We start from the raw sequence: 17,070 nt of genomic DNA, 5'->3' as shown, positions 1-17,070 counted from the left end.
TCACTATTAGCAAATATTGGCTCAATCGTATTCCCAGCAAAGGATACACGACATCCGTAAATGTTCCACTTCTACATAAAAGTGGAACATTTACATAATTTTGGCTACCGCATAAAACGGATTTATTCACTTCAATTAAAAATCCGTTTTGATTTATGGCAGAACCAACTTTAGTACAAGTCTTTGGCGCGAGTGCAACTCAGGACAGTTCTATACTTACTATTACAAAAGCCTCGTTAACTGGTCTAACGGCTTCTGGTAGTAATAGTGCTGAAAGTTTGTTAGTGGCCATTCTCCTTAAAGCCCAGTCTTACCTAACCCAAGCAAGTTTTGACGCGAATATTGACCAGTCAATTTATGCTGCTGCTGGTTTTTCAAGCTTTACAACTCGCGGGACAAATAACGACCCCTACAGAGTTGACCAAATCACCTTTAACTTAGCCAAGGCTGATACTGCTTCCACCTTAGATCCAGACGATTACTAATGCCGAGACAATCTGGAACCTGGGCAGTATCTGTTGTCTACTCACGCTTCTTCCCGCCCGATACTACTAGCGGTATTGCTGGGTATAGTGATGATGCGCCATATTTTGGGCTCACATCTGGCGGTAGTCAGTGGAGTTTGTTGAGCGCTGCTGATAGCAGAATTATGTACCCGAATTGGGTAGGTAGTACAAGCGCTACCCCTAGTATTACATCAGCAGTATTCACCGCTACCGCAACACCCCACGATTGCATTAATGGGGCTTGCATAATGGCTTCTGTTTATGGCACGCCGGGTATTCATGCCACGCTCGAAGAATGTGAAACCGCTTGTGGTGGTACTGGATGCAGCGGTAAATGTATTTCTAATTCAGATTGGGCGCAAATTCAAGGATTATCAAATCAATTAAAAAATAGAAATTGCACATAAATTATGAGTACCTCCAGCGTGATTGGGAGTATGCAATCAGCGCTAAATTGCGCTGGGAAGTGTGATTGCTGTGATAAGTTGCAATCCCAAATTAATGATTTAAAAGCTCAAATAGCACGAATACCACAGATAGATGAAAGTCGCATTGTGCGCACGACACGATCCGCGCTGCAACCAGATATAAATACTGCTGTTGCCGGAGGCGTGGTACTCGTAACTAACAAACTACAGCCTCAAATACAAAACTCTTTCGACAAAGCACGAGAGGCACTGGAAAAAGCTTTTAGCGCAAAAAACACAGCAGAAAGTGCTGTAAGCGATGCTGCAAATGCTGCTAGGGAAGCTGGAGCGGCTAGAGCAGAAGCAGTGACAGCCAGTAGAAAAGCTGTATCTGCACAATCTACGGCTGACGAAGCTTCCTCAATCGCCGGAACTGCTAAAGGCAAGGCGAACACGGCTTTCGATAAAGCTGGATATGCCGAACAAAAGGCTGAACTTTCAGCAAAGCAAGCAGAAGCGGCACGGATAAAAGCAAACTCTGCTGAGGATATAGCAAAAATTGCTAGCCGCGAATCAGAATTAGCGAAAGGATTAGCAAGTCAAGCTGATGGCAAAGCAGCAAGTGCTACTAGTAAAGCCGTGCAAGCATCAAGTGAAGCGCTAAAAGCATCAAATGAAGTTAGCGGATTGAAGGGTATTGTTGATGGAGTCAAAGGAAAATTAGGGGATTTGGGAAGAACTATTTCTAAAATTGAAAGTGCAGTGGGTGATGCTGTTGTAAAAGCCGCTGAAGCTATCGGAATAAGTAGGCAAGCTTTATCAGCAACAGCAAGGTTAGCGGGGCGAATTTTAGAAATATTTCAGGTAATCGGAACGATATTTACCTTAATAGAACAATTAGCAACCCTCGAAGTTTTAGGTGGCAGAATAGATGCCGTTGAAGCGGGTCTTGTAGCACTCGGTAACAGTGTCTCTGGCATACTTGGTAAACTGCTCGGACTACAAAATCGCATAGGCAGAAACGAGGGTGCGATCGCGGATGTAAAAAATATCGCTATTGATGCTAAAGGTATTGGTGAGGCAGCGAATTTAAAAGCAGGACAGGCTATTGAGTCTGTTACGGGTGTCAGAGTTATCGCAGTCCGAGCCGACGGCAAGGCATCTCAAGCGCAAACCACTGCTGACGGAGCCGTGAGAAATGCTTCGAGAGCAAATGAAAATGCCACAACCGCATATCAAAAAGCTACCGAGGCTCAAGGAATAGGAGAACAAGCCAAGCGTGTTGCCCAAGATGCACTTGGTAAAGCAGGTGTGGCGCTAACCACAGCTCTAACTGCGATCGCCTTGTACCAGGGCGTAAAGTCGCTTCGTGGATTGCAAGGTATACCTGGCATCCCTGGAAGGCAAGGGGAAAGGGGATTACAGGGAATACAGGGAGTGCCAGGTACACCAGGCAGAGATGGTGTAACAACTGTGGTAACTTTACCCGGCACACCTGGAGCAAGAGGACAGACAGGAAGGCAAGGCGTACCCGGCATACCCGGAAGGAATGGTAGGGATGTGAATCCAGCAGAAGCAGCTAGTTTAAGAGCGCTGATTATTTCACAACACACTCAAACTCGTGCAAATAGTACTGTTCAGCACACGGCCACACGAACCACAATCCTAACGCCGATCATGGCAGCACTAGCACCAATATTCGCCATCTGTCAGCAGATTTTAAATGTAGTCAGTGCGGCCGCAAGTGCAGCACAGTTGGCATTGTTAAACATCATTAATAGCAAGCTTGGCAACCAATTGCCGGGTGGTTTGTCTGGTACTTTTACTCGATTGTGGCAAACCTTGCAAATAGATAGAATTCTCAACATTTTGATTTTGATTACTACTTTTCATAATGCAGCAATGTTGAGCAATAACATTGTCCAAACATTATTTAGCGGGATTGATAACTTAGGGCAAGCTGTTGGATTCAAGTGGAAAAATGAAAAAGGTGAAGAGTCTGGTTTTGGTGGAATTATCAGCCAATGGACTGGCAACTTTTTTAAATCAATATTTGGAGAGACAACCCTTCAAAATATTAATACAACCTGGAATGCTGCTAATAGAACTTATCAAAGTGTTACCAATGCACTTTGGAACATTCAAGGAATGTTTGATTCCATGAGAAGCATTACAGAATTGATTGTTAATAATACGGGAAAAATAGGTAATGCTCTTAAGCGAGGAGGAGCAATATTTGAAGATGCATTTTCTGACATGAGCGAGAGAACTACAGCACGAACAGCACAACAAGCTAAGTGGGATGCAGTTCTAGAAAATGCTCAACCAATCGAAAATGCTGTAAGTGCGTTTTCTCAAGTAACTGGAGATATCGTGAGTATTGGAGATAATTTTAATCAACTCAAAGACCAGAAAAAAGAATTTGAAGATTCTAAAAAAACTGGTGAAGATGCCATCAAAGCACTAGTTACTGGTGAAAAAAATGCAGCTAAAGTTAATCAGCCAATTGAATCAACCGATGTTCAGAAAAATGATGACTAAGACAAGAATATGCCCAATCCTCCTAATGATGTTGAATTAATTCAGCAATTTTGCTTGCAATACGTAAATAAATCTGTGCGCGGACATTTTAAAGATTTAGATGAAATCGCAGAATCCGAGTTAACAACTACTAATTCTCGGCATGTTGCGAAAATGGTGAGTTTACACAAGGATAAAGACCCTATTACCCTTACGGTTGCAAGGCTTCTGTGCTTTTACTTCTCTATGGGAGATTTTGAAAGTTCATCTGATTTATTAGATACAGAAAAATACATTCCTGCAAAGCTAAGACAATATCATCCCCAAATAAAACTTTATTTTATAGAAGATTTAAATGATGTAGAACCTGGCTATTCTCGGCTAGATGGAACAATATCCTTCAGGTTGATGAGTGAAAATTCGGAAACATTAAGCAAGACTGACTTAGAAAGATACGGTAACAAAATAAAGTCTATATTTGGTGCTGGGAGTGGATTAATTTGGAAAAAAGGAAAAACAATGTATGTGTATGCTGATTGGGATAGAGGGTATCAGCTACAACTACTTTGCAGAAATACAAGTGATGCAAAAAATTTAATTCAAAAAACATTAGACATTCAAAATCACACTCCAGACTGGAAGTATTTATCTTTTGAAGAAAATGCAGAACCTGCTGAAAAATACCCAACAATTCCAGGACATAAGACAATTCTAGGTAAACAAATTAAAGACTCTCGCTCCCGTCCCATTTGTGAAGTAAAGTTTAAAGAAAGCATGATCCGAGTTCCAGGGTTGAAAAACCTTATTTGTCTGTATGACAGGACTGGATATAGGCGCAATCCGATCGTTCATAAGTAAGACCAAAAAATATCCGAAGGGTTTAACCCTTCCGGTGAAAAAAAACTACTCAAAAGCATTGCTAGTGTGGACAAACACACAACCGCTACAGGCAGCAAACAATGGGTAGATATAAAAGTATTGGCGACCTCACTGAGCTATTAGAACAGGCTAAACGCCGTAAAGCGGCGATGGAAAAGCGAAAGGTAGAAAGTACTGCTACTCCACAAAAAGCCAAAGATAAAGCTACGGTCTACTACCGCGATCCAGTAATAGCTGGAAGGCTTTTAAAGTTAACCGTGCCTCAAGCTGGGATTATTAAATTTGGTGGCAGTACATTAGTTGCTGGTATTACAGCCTGTGGATTGCTTGCTGATGCTCCTGATGGTTCTTCGCCAGTGGAAATACTAAAAGGTAGTAAAGTACCTATCATAAAAATTTGCTGGTACTTTGGCGATGCAACTGGCAAGCGTGTTGCTACTGATTGGGGAACAGTTTACACTAAGCCCTATGATGCAGACGGTGGACAATCACACTACTCAATTCCATTTACTACAGCTTCTGGAACACTTAACGTTAATACTTTAATTACAAAGTTCAATGAATTTTTTGACTCGGATCAAGAAGCTAACAAGCGGAATTTGATTGGTGTTTTAGGTGAAGCCACTTTGACTATTGGCTATGGGAACCAAACAACAATTCTGGCTCGTGCCAAATAATTTTTTTGGGATTAGTTAAAATCTAATCCCATGTAATATGACAACAATTACTGATAGCCTTGGCACGTGGGAACAGCTAGGAGAAATTACCGTTTCAAATCAATGGCAATTGTTCCCAGCTTCTACATTAAGTGAAACCTTTAGAATTACTACTACCATAGTCAACCAGCAAGATTGGGACGAATTAAAAATTAGAAGTGGTGCTTATATTAGGTTTTACTATCCAGACAATAGTAAATCACTCAACATTTACATTCCAGTCTCTGAAGATAGTATTATTCGGGAATTTCAAGTTCCAAAAGAGTTTCGAGATTCAGATATTATTACTCGCTCTGCTGGTTGCATTCTTTCTCATAGAAAAATCAATCAATACTCTCTAGCCTCTTATGCTCAATGGACTCTGAAGTTAGAAGGATTAGTTTAAATGAAATTCGATGCTAACTTAGCCAGTTTCTTATTAGCCTTTATCGGTGCTTTATCCGGTTGGTGCGCTTGGTGGTTAAGTAAATTTAAGTTTGAGAAGAAACAAGCAGCTCTTGAGAGACAGCAAGCCATTCAGGAAGCAAAAGTGGCTGCTGAGAAGGCCGTAAACGAAGAACGCGATTTTAACCATTTACGCAACAATCAGATACAAATCTCACAGGGCGTTGCTACTGGATTTAAAGATATTGAGTTCGCCTTAGCTCAACTCTCTCAGCAAGTAACTGAAATTAAGGCGTGGTTGATCCGCAATCAAGGGACTCTTCACGGTGAGTAGTCACACAGGGATTCACTTCAGGAAGCTTTGAACAATGAGATTTAACAGTCCAAAGTAAAAAGCTAACCCTATACACATAGATGCTGCTATGAGCATTCTTCCGTGTGGATACCCGAAGACATCATCCCAGTAGCTTATCAGTGATGAGAATAGAGGACGGAATGACGACAGCCATTCTAAAAATTTCATATTGCCTCAGTGACCGATTTTCCCCTTTATACTCCACTGGGGATTCCATAAACACCACAGGAACTTTGAGCAGCCTTTTAGCTAACTGCGAGAATCTAAATTTCTCCTTGAGCGTAGATAAGCCTATGGTCTTGTGAAATTGTGGCAAGTCTTCAAAAGATATTGGCACAAAGTCGAAGCGACTGTAAAATTGCATCAGCCGTTGACCTAAGCATTCCAGATAAAGTGGTTGCGTTGCTGTATTAATCAAATGCTGCGTTAGCAAACTACCCAAACCGCGACCTCTCCAAGCTGATGCAACGACCAAACTACCAAGTTCTTGTGCCCCTGAAAAATTACGCAGCTGTCCACAAGCTATCAGATTTTGATTGTATTCAATTACCCAAAATTGCTGCCAATTTAATTGGGTTGGGTCGAGTTTGGCTGAAAATACCAGCAATCGAATCGACCACTGATCCCCAGAGGTTGCCTTGCGAAGGACACATCCAGATGGTAACGATAGATTGCTCTGGTTCATTAATTACACTTTGATAGTTTGTATCACCATCATCACACCATATTATTCGCCTAGCCAGAATCAGATCGCTTGCCATTTCCTGGCAACTATCAATAAAGCAATTTTAAAAGTATCTCAGAGATAAAACCCCTTCTAGGTTCTCCATTAACGATAGCAAGGGTTCTAAGGTTAACAACTTCTATATTTATGGATTTTTGTCAGCAGACATGAGTAGTACAAAACAATACTTACGATAGAGGGAGGAATTAGCCATAACTATATTCTGGATAGATGCACCCATACTCCTAATTTTTTAAGATGATCCCAAGGATAAATAATTAGGAATGTAATCATGGCTGAACAACAAAAATCTAATAATCAACAACCTGCGTCTACTGCTTCTCCTGACGCCGAAACCCCTATCGACGAAAGTACCCGCAAAACTGGTGATGCGCAAAAGAGTGATGCTAAATCCACTGCTACTCCAGAAGCTCCAGAAAACGATGGTGTAGCAGGTAGCCCCAATCAAGGAACTGAGTCACGTTAATTAATTTTAACTTTCCCAAGTTTTAATCATCTTGTCAGGTTTTGTGTAATTACCCTAATAGAGTATGTATCGAGTGGATATGTGGTGTAACAGCTACAATTATCCACTTATTTTTTTGTGTTATGAGCTACATTATCTCTACGGGCGTTAGGGTTGCTTACCGCAGGTATCGCAGTCCCAAACCCCAATGTATCCAGCAGCATAAAGCGTTGCAAAACAGTGGGATGAATATATGATTGATGGGGCAAAGCGGATGCAGCAGTTGATTAAAGACTTGCTATTATTCTGCTTTGGGGAATCGGGGGTTAAGAATTTATGCTCATTGACTGTAATATAGCATTGAGTCTAGCTCTAAGTAATTTACATATAGCGCGAATGAGGTTTTCCACCGTCTTTATACTCGTCGAGAACAGTATGGCGATCGCATCTAGGCTGAGTCAGAACTGGGACGGGCGTAGGAACAGTATTTTATTTTACTCTCAACGCAAATTAAGGTATCTTTAAATATGTATCTAATAACTGCCTAGTAACCTTCTAACAAACGCATGATTTCTATCCCTATCTAAAAAATAGGAAATCAGGTGATTATCTAACAAATTGATATAACCCTGGACTATGGAAAAGCTCACAATTCACATTCTATTAGTAGAAGATAGTGCAAGTGATGCTCATTTGCTACGCCGGATATTTTTAAATTCAGATCAAGAACAATGGCAGATGTTACATGTTGAACGGTTATCTGAGGCGATAGAAGCTAGCAGGGAAAATTCTACGTCTAACCTTGATAATTCTCAGCTAGAGAGTCGAAAGCAACGCAGATTCGACCTAGTTTTGTTAGACCTCAGCCTTGCAGACTCTATTGGACTGGACACATTAAAAGAATTTAGAGCAGCAGTACCTGATATCCCAGTTGTGGTATTAACAGGTGTTGATGATGAAGATTTAGCACTGCAAGCATTAGCAGAAGGAGCGCAAGACTATCTAGTTAAAGATAAAATAACTATACAACGGTTAGTGCGTGCCATTCGCTATGCCATTGAAAGAAGCGAAATTCTCAACCAACTACGCGAGAGTGAAGAACGCACCCGTCAAGCACTGGCAAAAGAACAGGAACTCAACGAGTTAAAGTCAAACTTTGTAGCAATGGTTTCTCACGAGTTCCGCACCCCCATGACTACGATTCGGACGGCTGTAGATATCCTTGAATACAACAGCAATAAACTAACTGATGCCCGGAGAAGTAAATATTTCGATCGAATCCAAAATGCTATCAACCAGATGATTAATCTCTTAGATGAGATATTATTCTTGAGTAAAACGGAAGCAGCTAAACTCGAATACAAACCTACACTTTTAAATTTAGAAACTTTCTGTAGCGAACTCACAGATATTCTTCAACTAAATGCAGGTAGTAAGCACAGCCTGATCTTTACTTTTCAAGGTGAATCGACCCAAGCCCAGATGGATGAAGACCTACTAAATTGTATCTTAACCAATTTGATTTCCAATGCCATCAAATATTCCCCCGAAAGTGACACTATTTGGTTTGATTTAATTTGCAAAGATCGCCTCGCTATTTTCCAAATCAAAGATCGGGGAATGGGGATTCCTCTCAAAGATCAAACTCATCTATTCCAAACCTTCTATCGCGCCAGTAATGTGGGTGTAATTCAAGGAACAGGACTAGGACTGACTATAGTTAAAAAATGTGTAGAGTTACATGGTGGTCATATTCAATTAGAAAGTGAGCAAGGTGTTGGCACAACAGTAATTGTTACTCTACCACTACAATAGACCTCTGGCACAAATATAAAATTTGCCCTCAACCCCCAACCCCTTCTCCCAAAAATGGGAGAAGGGGAGCCAATTAAAAAGTCCCTCTCCCAAGCTTGGGAGAGGGATTTAGGGTGAAAGCTCATTGATTCATGCAAGAAGTCTAATGATTAGGCAAGTAAATTATAATAGTTAGGGATTGGGTATTGGTGTGAGTTATTCTCCTCGGCTTATTTTGGTGCTTGGGGATTTGGCGTTGGGCAAGTTTTCTTAGCAAAATCACACTGATAAATATAGGGTTCTTGCCAACTCAGAGGAATTTCTAACAAGTCTCGCGTTCCTGTCATACCTTGTCCAATAAATAGCAACAAAGCAATACAATTTAAAATCGTATGGACGAGACGCCAGCGATTGGACTTATCTTGATAAATATCTTGAACAATTGCTAATGAAAAAATCATCAGCAGTGCTGCGGTAATACCAATATAATAATGCGACCAATACCACTCATTGGTGCGGCGATAGACTCCATCTTGACAGCCTAGAATTACTAAACCTGCACCAGCTAAAGTTGCAAAAACTGCCCGCCACACCCGCTGTTTTGCCCGATAAAGAAATACTAATGAGGCGATGGTGGCAGCAAATATTAGCAGTATAAAAATAACTTGAAAAGGTGTTTGATTCCACAATTGATTTTTGATAATATTTTTGCCAATAGGGTAGCTTAATCCGATTAAAGTTAATCCCACAACTGCACTTGTGAGCCTTTCACCTAACTGCTTATGTTCTGCACCCACCACTGGAGGAATTTTACTCTTACTCCCTGCTAAAATTTGCAATCTGCGTTGGCGTGTTTGCCAAGCAAAATTAACTACTGTACCGATGAGTGGAAACACGAATATAATTGCGATCGCTGGATGTAAAAGACCAAGAAAATCTGTTATTTGCATAGAACACCTTTCAATGAATCATTGAATTCATCACAAAGGATAATTTAAAGGATCGTACCATTACTTAAATTAATTTCAGATGAGAATTTGTTTAATATTTATTTTTGTTGTTTTTAGCTGATTTTAATCAAGAAACTATTGAAATATCTTATAAAAGATAATTATTCTAGCAAAGAATAGTCGAAAATAAATTAAGTTTTTTCTCTAACTGACGCGAATTCATTTATATGAATTGCTCATAACTACAGCGTCTAGTTTTGGTTAAGTCCTAATTTTTTCAAAAAATATGTCGCTACGTGGATTTTCTATTTTCCAGAGCAAGTAATTCTTGTCGCCGTATACAACAAATGTTTTATAATTATAAATTTTTTCTATTTGCTTACGCCAAGTATCTGAAGGATTTAGTAAAAAAATATCAGTGAACTCATCAGGAATAGTGGGTATAGAACGGTTTTTTACTAATTGAAACTGCACTTTTGGCTGTAAAAGATAGCTGAGAGAAAAGACATTACCATAATTAATACCAGAATCATTACTAATCAAAAGTGGATGATTAGTCTGATTAATAATTTTTGCAACTTGTGGATTACCAGAGCTAATAACCTTACTCCACCAAGTATCAGCCTGAGAACTCACTCCATAAGAAACTAGCCCACAAATAATCACTAATCCCATGATTATTTGCCAGATTCTCCGGCGTGCAAAACTCTTATTGTTTAGCTGCGTAGCTAGTAAGTAAGTAACAGCTAGTTGAATTCCTAAATAAGAAATCAATAAATAACGTTCGGCAAGTGAGCGTATACCCCCAAAAAGTAAGTCTGGTAGCATTAAAGGTAATGCCGGAATCATAATTAGCGTGACAATAAACAACCAAATTTTATAGTTAGTTTTTCGACAAATAAAATAAATAGAATATCCAACAAGAACTAAAAAAAATGGTGTGATTAGATAGATAAACGGATTTTCAAAGCCTAAGTTTAAATCAAGAAAAATCCGATTTAACTGTAAAAGCCAAGATTTAATTAAACCATCTAAGGGTAAATGTGTTTTTGTCCAGGCTGTTGAACTTTTTAATTGCAACAAATTAACTATCACAACCACTATCCAAGGTGTAAAAGCTAAAAACCCTACTAAAGATGCTAATAGATAAGCTTTTACTGTTTTAGTAAACCTAAATTTTGCAGTGGCAATTACATAAATCCCATGAGCGATTACAACAAATCCACTGAACAAAAATGTATAGAGACTAAGCATCAAAGTGACTGCATACATTCCCCAATTTAATATGCGTAGTACTCGATCTTGTGATTCCAACCGTAAGGCTCGTAGTAATAAAGCGCTGCATAGTAATACAATCACTATCCAGAGAATGTATTCTCGTGCTTCTTGGGCGTATACTAAGTGAATAGGGGAGATTGCCATGAGTGCGATCGCCACCTCCGATACCCATGCCGATGTTTTAAATAATTCTCGACACAGCCAATAAATACTCGGAAAAATCAACAAACTGATAAAGGCAGATAAACTTCTAATTACCGTTACTGAATTGCCAAAGATTCCCACCCAAAGCCGAGCGAGTATATAATACAGTGGTGCATGCTGTGGATCGTCTACTTCCAAAGATATAATGGTGTCACGTAAGCCTTTTTCCATATTGGGACTTTGGAATTTGGCAAAACTTTCCTTATTAATTATGCGACCATTAAATATTTGCTGCTTGGCTTCATTTGACGTATAACCAGAAATCCGCAATGAAGTGAAAGTCTCATCGTGCCAGTAAACTTTGCGATCGAGGTTAAAAAAACGAAAAAATATACCCACCATTAACAAAACTACAATGAGAAACCGCAATCTAGTGGGAGCAAGTTGGAGATGCCGCATAACTAAATTTCACAATAACTTGTACAACAATTATCTACTTTAACGAAACAACTTTATGACTCTCAAAACTAGTTATTAAAAATGTCTAACCAAATAGACGTAGTATAGAGGCGATCGCTCAAAGTAAATCTTCAGGGTGAAGGTTTCGCCGCGCCTATGCCAAATCCTGATAAATGGTCATCATACGAGTGATTGTTGCGCAGTCAAATGTCCAATCTCTACCTATGCAGAAACTTAAAGTGGCGGTAAATTCTGTATAAAATCGGGGGTTTAAGTTCTTACACGAGTGCTGGAAGTTAATCCGGCACTTGTGATATTTATCAAGAAATTGCTGGCAAAGTTTCCACAGTAGTGGATTTTAATGGTAGAGAGTGAGTTAGTCAAGTAGCAGAGGGAGTAATTAGACTCAGTAGTTTTTTGTCCAAGATAAAATTGTATATTTAGCTACAAAAATACTTGTTTAGTGAAGTGGGAAAAGTGGATTTATGTACTTCAAGCAGACCGATCTGTGCAATAAAGAACTTATCAAGAGTTGGCAGCTATGGAAGAATTGTTTACCTAGTCGATCGCTCGGCAGATCGTTAATTATTAGGTGAGATATTACGTCGTCGCAAATTACGAGTTTTAGCCAATTTCCAGATTGAATAATAGCGATCGCTATAAACAATCTCTGTCTTGAATTTATACTTTTTTTCTATGGTTTTGCCCCAAGCCTCTGAAGGATTAAGTAAAAACACATCAGTAAATCCATCAGGAATTTTAGGAATTTTTTGATTGTTCACCAACAAAAATCGCACTTTTGGTTCCAAAAGATAGCTTAAAGAAAAGACATTACCATAATTATTGCTAAAAACATCACTAATCAAAAGTGGACGATTACTCTCATTAATGATTTGGGCAACTTGGGGATTGCCATAATTCATACCCTTATTCCACCAAGTTTCTGCCTGTGAACTCACCTTAGAAGAAATCAAACCACAAATAATCACTAATGTCATGATTATGGGCCAAAAGCTCCGACGCGATCCGCTCCCATTATATAGTTGCGTAGTTAGTAAATAGGCGACAGCTAATTGGATTCCTAAATAAGATGGGATTAAATATGGTTCGGTAGACGATCGTATACTCCCAACAATTAAATTTGGCAGTATTAGGGGTAATGCTGGTACTACAATTAACGTGATGATAAAAGACCAAGTTTTATAGTTAGTTGATTGACAAATAAAATAAATTGAATATCCTACCAAAGTTAAAAAAGCTAGTGCAATTAAATAGCCTAGATAATTTTCGGTTCTAAGGTCTATATCAAAAAAAATCCTGCTTAACTGCATCAATAAAAATGGAAAGATAGGTATTAAATCTGACTGCGTTGTTGTTTTATCTGCTGAAATCAAAAATTGAAAAACTTCACCAATTACAACTGTTATCCAAGGCATAAAAGCTAAAAAACCGACTAGTGATGCTAGCAGATAAGTTCTCACAGTTTCAGTAAACTTAAATTTGGCAGTTATCATCACATAAATTCCATGAGCAACTGCGACAAATGCACTCCAAATAAATGTATAAAGACTCATAGCTAAAGTGACTGCATAAATGCTCCAGATAGCGAATAAATCGGGTTTTTGTCGTTCCTTTGCTAGCTCATCTTCTAGCCGTATGGCTCGCAGTAGAGACGCACTGGATAGTAAAATGGTGACTAACCAAAGAATATATTCTTGTGCTTCTTGGGCGTATACTAGGTGAATTGGAGAGATAGCCATGAGTGCGATGGCTACGCCCGCCGCAGGCATCGCAACACCAGGAACTGATAATGGCACATCAAATAATTCTCGGCATAGCCAATAAACACAAGGGAAAACCAGCAAACTAATGCAGGCAGATAAACTTCTAATCGCCGTCACCGAATTACCAAATATTTCCATCCATAATCTGGCTATTATGTAATACAACGGTGGATGCTGAGAATCTTGTTTTGCCAAAGACATAATTGTGTCATTTAAGCTTTTGTCTGGATTTGCACCTTGAAACCGAGCAAAACTTTCTTTGCCAATCACACGATTATTAAAAAGTTGCTGTTTAGCTTCATTAATTGTGTAACCAGAAATTCGCAATGAGGCATAAACTTCATCTTGCCAGAAGACTTTACCATCAAGATTAGAAAAGCGAAACAATATACCCATCGTCAATAAGAAGATAGTTAAAAATCGCAACCAACTCGGAGCAAATTTGAGATGGCGCATAAGTGGGTTTCCTAAAAAGTTTTCTCAAATCATCTAGTTAAGTGGGCTGGATGAGGTGCCGCAGCTACGCCCGTCGTAGACATCGCCAACCAGACTTTAAATTTGATTGGGAAGATTGGCAATCAACACCTCTCCTTTATTAACTACAAAAAGACCTGGGCAAGGTTGTATCAAATCCCGCAAAACTGGATTTGGTTTTGAAACCGAGATATAAATGGAGTGTAAAATACACTAAGTGTAGCCAATCATTTTTCAAATTGGTATTACTTCATCCGATTAGTGTGTTGAAAATTGACCGTTCCTTTCTTAGCCCGATAGATACTAATGGCAATAATTTAGAAATTATTGAGACAATTATCACACTGGCACACAAATTAGGTATAGATATTACCGCCGAAGGAGTGGAGACAAAAGAGCAGCTAGCATTTCTGAAGAAGTTGAAGTGTGAATATGGACAAGAATATTTTTTCTCGCGTCCGTTAGATAAGCTGGGAGCAGTAGCATTAATCATGAAAAATCCTCAGTGGTAAGGTTTTTTTGAGAGGATTTGGATAACGCCATTTAGCAAAGTCTGCAATATTAGATATAGTTAAAAAATCAATAGTTTTAAACTGCCGATCAATAGCAGGAAGGCTGCATATTTTAGCTCCAATATTCAAGTATGCCTGCAAAATTTTCGGAATCTCAACATTAGATGAATCTGGACAATTTTGAGTCAGTTCTAGGCAAAATTGTGAATTTGGGTAAACCAAAATACTTGGATGCATCAAGTTATTCTGCCGAAAATAATCATAAGCGCAACTAGCTTGCACAGGAGATTGTGTGAGTAATGATGCACAACCAAAGAAATATTGGTTTTTACTCCAAATGAGATAATTTGCCAGCCCTTCCCAAAGTAGTAAAAGTGTCTGACTATTGCGATATTCTTTAGCTATACATGCACGCCCAACTTCTACCGATACCTGAAGCACAGAATTGGGAATTCCATTAAGATTAAATATATCGGTAGCATCAAAGCCTAGTCTTTGAGAAGCCATTATATAGGTCTGCATCCGATAAGTTCCAATGGTTTTACCTGTATGTTTGGAGATTAAAATTAAATGATGGCAAACCGCATCAAACTTATCTATATCCATCTGGGTAAAGTTAGAAGCAGAAAATCCCAAGCCTAGTTCAAGATTAAAAACTTCAAAGCGCAACCGAAAAATTGATTCTAATTCTTCTTCAGTTGAAGCCAGCCGTAGGGTATATTTTTCAGTTTGAAGGACGGGAAAATCTTCAAGAGGGGGAGGAGGATTCAGTGGGTAATTGATGCGTCCAGAAACTTCCATCTATCTTCCTACTTAGATTTGCGAAAATATTCTACTAGGATTTAGGCACTATACAAATAGCTCACATTATGCATTAATGTGCGAAGTGTAATTGAGACAGTTTTCGACAAAACATCCTTTAGAGCAATACCCTTCGGTTAAGGATTTTTTGTACTGATTTTTGACCTGTAAAGACGCGTTAGCGCAGCAAGATGTTAGCATAGCGGGGCGTTCGCGATCGCGTCTCCAAGAGTTGCCCAGTCCAATTTCACGTCTCTAGCAAGGATTTTAGGTTGAACTGAACGGTATTGTGGTCTAGAGAGCTTTTTTACTTTCTTAGATTAGGGTTAGAGTGCTTTTATTATGGGCATTAATTCCCAAAAAATCTGGCAATAAGATACAAAATTTTCTTTTGATATACGCTATAGATGTAAGTCATAACATTTTACACGAACCCTGATATACAGCAGAATACAAAATTCAAAATACAGAATTCCGAATTCAGGAGTAAAACACGCTTTATATTTGGGCAACAGACTTAGCTTGTGTACCTCACCAACTTGAAATCTGCTGTATATTGTGACAACCATTAACCTCAGTGAAGGAGTTATGTCAATTGGTCGACCGAGAGAACTTGCTATGGTTTTCAAAAGTTGAAGTATCACAACAAGCCTTATCAAAAAGATTTTTAGAATTTTCAGCTTCAAAACCAGTTCTGAATTAATTTGCTAACTGCACATCAAAGGGCTATTCCCGCTTGCTAGAGTGTGAGTAGTTCACGTAAAATATAATGCCATTGTTGCAGCAGTTCTCATGACCTCATCTGCGTCGTTTGACACATTAGAGTCTTTACAGGCGGATATCGCTGAATTGATCGTTCGTTTACCGACATTAAAAAATCGGCAATTTATTCAGCAAGCACTTACTACTATTGTTCGTCTAGCTGATAACGAAATTGAGCGTCTCGATTGGAAAATATTATCCGCTGCATTAGCAGATATGGAGCGCGGTTTCCAGCTTTTTTATGATTACCGACACGTTCGCAAAGTCACCATCTTTGGTTCTGCCCGTCTAGCGCCAGATAGACCAGAATATCAAATGGCCCTTGAGTTTGCTCGTGCTATTTCTCAATTAGGATTTATGGTGATGACTGGTGGTGGTGGTGGAATTATGCAAGCGGGTCATGAAGGTGCTGGGCGAGAAAATTCCTTTGGATTAAACATTCAGTTACCCTTTGAACAACAAGCAAACCCTTTTATAGAGGGCGATCCCAAGCTAATTAACTTCAAATATTTCTTTACCCGCAAGCTGTTTCTCCTCAAAGAAAGTGATGCTGTAGCCTTGTTTCCGGGAGGCTTTGGTACTCAAGATGAAGCCTTTGAATGTATGACATTAAGCCAAACTGGTAAATTTGGGCCAGTACCTTTAGTTTTAATCGATCGCCCTGGTGGTGATTACTGGCGCTCTTGGAGCGAATATATTGATAAGCAATTAGTGCAAAATGGTCTTGTCAATCCTGAAGATCCCAGCCTTTACACGGTGACAGATAACCTGGATGTGGCTTGTGATGCTATCACCGGTTTTTACCAGGTTTATCATTCCAGCCGCTATGTAAGCGAGAAGTTAGTCATCCGCCTGAAGACAGATATATCAGACGCTCTTTTAGAACAACTTAATGCTGATTTTAGCGACATTATTATTCAAGGAAGAATTGAAAAAAGTCAGGCATTACCTCAAGAAGCACAAGATGAAACTGTTGGACTACCTCGCCTCATTTTGTACTTCAATCAACGCGATTTGGGGCGCTTGTATCAGATGATTGCCACAATTAACCGGATGGGTACTCCTTCACCAGAGGATGCAGCGCATCCAGAAAGAAAGTAGGTAAGCTAAAACACATCTAATTAGCGGATTAAAATTTTCTCAATATCTTGTGGA

General features: G+C 39.2%; 16 protein-coding genes. 11 read left to right on the top strand and 5 right to left on the bottom strand.

All coding sequences use genetic code 11. From position 1 onward, the window contains the following. Positions 1-155 precede the first annotated feature (155 nt). From V7K84_RS15160 to V7K84_RS15130, 7 genes are all read left to right on the top strand, one after another. Entirely contained in the window at positions 156-485 is a 330-nt protein-coding gene (locus V7K84_RS15160) for a hypothetical protein (protein ID WP_334839223.1), read from the top strand. Continuing rightward, a complete protein-coding gene (locus V7K84_RS15155) occupies positions 485-913 on the top strand; it encodes a hypothetical protein (protein ID WP_334839221.1) in 429 nt (142 codons plus the stop codon). The genes V7K84_RS15160 and V7K84_RS15155 overlap by 1 nt, the downstream gene beginning before the upstream one ends. A 147-nt stretch (positions 914-1,060) precedes the next feature. Beyond that, entirely contained in the window at positions 1,061-3,454 is a 2,394-nt protein-coding gene (locus tag V7K84_RS15150) for a hypothetical protein (protein ID WP_334839219.1), read from the top strand. Between the two features lie 9 nt (positions 3,455-3,463). Then, a complete protein-coding gene (locus V7K84_RS15145) occupies positions 3,464-4,291 on the top strand; it encodes a hypothetical protein (RefSeq protein WP_334839217.1) in 828 nt (275 codons plus the stop codon). Positions 4,292-4,392: 101 nt separating this feature from the next. Further along, positions 4,393-4,989, top strand: a complete 597-nt coding sequence (locus V7K84_RS15140; protein ID WP_334839215.1) for a hypothetical protein — start codon at positions 4,393-4,395, stop codon at positions 4,987-4,989. Between the two features lie 37 nt (positions 4,990-5,026). Then, complete coding sequence (locus V7K84_RS15135) at positions 5,027-5,413, top strand: hypothetical protein (protein ID WP_334839213.1); 387 nt, start codon at positions 5,027-5,029, stop codon at positions 5,411-5,413. Beyond that, entirely contained in the window at positions 5,414-5,746 is a 333-nt protein-coding gene (locus V7K84_RS15130) for a hypothetical protein (RefSeq protein WP_334839211.1), read from the top strand. It abuts the gene before it with no gap. A gap of 121 nt (positions 5,747-5,867) precedes the next feature. On the opposite strand, the gene V7K84_RS15125 is transcribed toward V7K84_RS15130, so the two are convergent. Further along, positions 5,868-6,452: a GNAT family N-acetyltransferase gene (locus tag V7K84_RS15125; RefSeq protein ID WP_334839209.1), complete on the bottom strand. Its 585-nt coding sequence runs from the start codon at positions 6,450-6,452 to the stop codon at positions 5,868-5,870. A gap of 331 nt (positions 6,453-6,783) precedes the next feature. Between V7K84_RS15125 and V7K84_RS15120 the strand changes: the two genes are divergently transcribed. After that, on the top strand, positions 6,784-6,978 hold the full coding sequence (locus V7K84_RS15120; RefSeq protein ID WP_334839207.1) for a hypothetical protein: 195 nt from the start codon (positions 6,784-6,786) through the stop codon (positions 6,976-6,978). A 615-nt stretch (positions 6,979-7,593) separates the two neighbouring features. Continuing rightward, positions 7,594-8,772 carry a hybrid sensor histidine kinase/response regulator gene (locus V7K84_RS15115; protein WP_334839205.1) on the top strand — a complete coding sequence of 393 codons (1,179 nt, stop codon included), beginning with the start codon at positions 7,594-7,596 and terminating at the stop codon, positions 8,770-8,772. Positions 8,773-8,981: 209 nt separating this feature from the next. Here the strand turns inward: V7K84_RS15115 and V7K84_RS15110 are convergent, their stop codons facing one another. The 3 genes from V7K84_RS15110 to V7K84_RS15100 all read right to left on the bottom strand — a co-directional run bounded on the left by V7K84_RS15110 (position 8,982) and on the right by V7K84_RS15100 (position 13,822). Continuing rightward, positions 8,982-9,701 (bottom strand): DUF4079 domain-containing protein, encoded by a 720-nt coding sequence (locus V7K84_RS15110; protein ID WP_334839203.1) that lies wholly within the window; start codon positions 9,699-9,701, stop codon positions 8,982-8,984. A gap of 261 nt (positions 9,702-9,962) precedes the next feature. Next, complete coding sequence (locus V7K84_RS15105; protein WP_334839201.1) at positions 9,963-11,582, bottom strand: glycosyltransferase family 39 protein; 1,620 nt, start codon at positions 11,580-11,582, stop codon at positions 9,963-9,965. Positions 11,583-12,163: 581 nt separating this feature from the next. Beyond that, positions 12,164-13,822 carry a glycosyltransferase family 39 protein gene (locus V7K84_RS15100; RefSeq protein ID WP_334839199.1) on the bottom strand — a complete coding sequence of 553 codons (1,659 nt, stop codon included), beginning with the start codon at positions 13,820-13,822 and terminating at the stop codon, positions 12,164-12,166. A gap of 197 nt (positions 13,823-14,019) precedes the next feature. On the opposite strand from V7K84_RS15100, the gene V7K84_RS15095 reads away from it, so the two are divergent. Further along, complete coding sequence (locus V7K84_RS15095) at positions 14,020-14,352, top strand: EAL domain-containing protein (RefSeq protein ID WP_334839198.1); 333 nt, start codon at positions 14,020-14,022, stop codon at positions 14,350-14,352. On the opposite strand, the gene V7K84_RS15090 is transcribed toward V7K84_RS15095, so the two are convergent. After that, positions 14,326-15,153, bottom strand: a complete 828-nt coding sequence (locus tag V7K84_RS15090) for a GNAT family N-acetyltransferase (RefSeq protein WP_334839197.1) — start codon at positions 15,151-15,153, stop codon at positions 14,326-14,328. The two genes, V7K84_RS15095 and V7K84_RS15090, sit on opposite strands and share 27 nt — an antisense overlap. A 792-nt stretch (positions 15,154-15,945) precedes the next feature. On the opposite strand from V7K84_RS15090, the gene V7K84_RS15085 reads away from it, so the two are divergent. Beyond that, positions 15,946-17,016 carry an LOG family protein gene (locus tag V7K84_RS15085; protein ID WP_334839196.1) on the top strand — a complete coding sequence of 357 codons (1,071 nt, stop codon included), beginning with the start codon at positions 15,946-15,948 and terminating at the stop codon, positions 17,014-17,016. Positions 17,017-17,070 lie beyond the last annotated feature (54 nt).

Origin of the sequence: Nostoc sp. (assembly GCF_036917315.1) — a bacterium.
Classification (GTDB): domain Bacteria; phylum Cyanobacteriota; class Cyanobacteriia; order Cyanobacteriales; family Nostocaceae; genus Nostoc.
The sequence above is the reverse complement of the archived record's forward strand: the minus strand, read 5'-3'. Positions and strand labels throughout refer to the sequence as shown.

Excerpts from the sequence above, each read along its gene's own strand:
- V7K84_RS15125 (WP_334839209.1), bottom strand. The coding sequence starts at position 6,452 with ATGAACCAGAGCAATCTATCGTTACCATCTGGATGTGTCCTTCGCAAG.
- V7K84_RS15110 (WP_334839203.1), bottom strand. The coding sequence starts at position 9,701 with ATGCAAATAACAGATTTTCTTGGTCTTTTACATCCAGCGATCGCAATT.
- V7K84_RS15115 (WP_334839205.1), top strand. The coding sequence starts at position 7,594 with ATGGAAAAGCTCACAATTCACATTCTATTAGTAGAAGATAGTGCAAGT.
- V7K84_RS15090 (WP_334839197.1), bottom strand. The coding sequence starts at position 15,153 with ATGGAAGTTTCTGGACGCATCAATTACCCACTGAATCCTCCTCCCCCT.
- V7K84_RS15100 (WP_334839199.1), bottom strand. The coding sequence starts at position 13,822 with ATGCGCCATCTCAAATTTGCTCCGAGTTGGTTGCGATTTTTAACTATC.
- V7K84_RS15120 (WP_334839207.1), top strand. The coding sequence starts at position 6,784 with ATGGCTGAACAACAAAAATCTAATAATCAACAACCTGCGTCTACTGCT.
- V7K84_RS15155 (WP_334839221.1), top strand. The coding sequence starts at position 485 with ATGCCGAGACAATCTGGAACCTGGGCAGTATCTGTTGTCTACTCACGC.
- V7K84_RS15135 (WP_334839213.1), top strand. The coding sequence starts at position 5,027 with ATGACAACAATTACTGATAGCCTTGGCACGTGGGAACAGCTAGGAGAA.
- V7K84_RS15140 (WP_334839215.1), top strand. The coding sequence starts at position 4,393 with ATGGGTAGATATAAAAGTATTGGCGACCTCACTGAGCTATTAGAACAG.
- V7K84_RS15085 (WP_334839196.1), top strand. The coding sequence starts at position 15,946 with ATGACCTCATCTGCGTCGTTTGACACATTAGAGTCTTTACAGGCGGAT.
- V7K84_RS15145 (WP_334839217.1), top strand. The coding sequence starts at position 3,464 with ATGCCCAATCCTCCTAATGATGTTGAATTAATTCAGCAATTTTGCTTG.
- V7K84_RS15105 (WP_334839201.1), bottom strand. The coding sequence starts at position 11,582 with ATGCGGCATCTCCAACTTGCTCCCACTAGATTGCGGTTTCTCATTGTA.
- V7K84_RS15160 (WP_334839223.1), top strand. The coding sequence starts at position 156 with ATGGCAGAACCAACTTTAGTACAAGTCTTTGGCGCGAGTGCAACTCAG.
- V7K84_RS15130 (WP_334839211.1), top strand. The coding sequence starts at position 5,414 with ATGAAATTCGATGCTAACTTAGCCAGTTTCTTATTAGCCTTTATCGGT.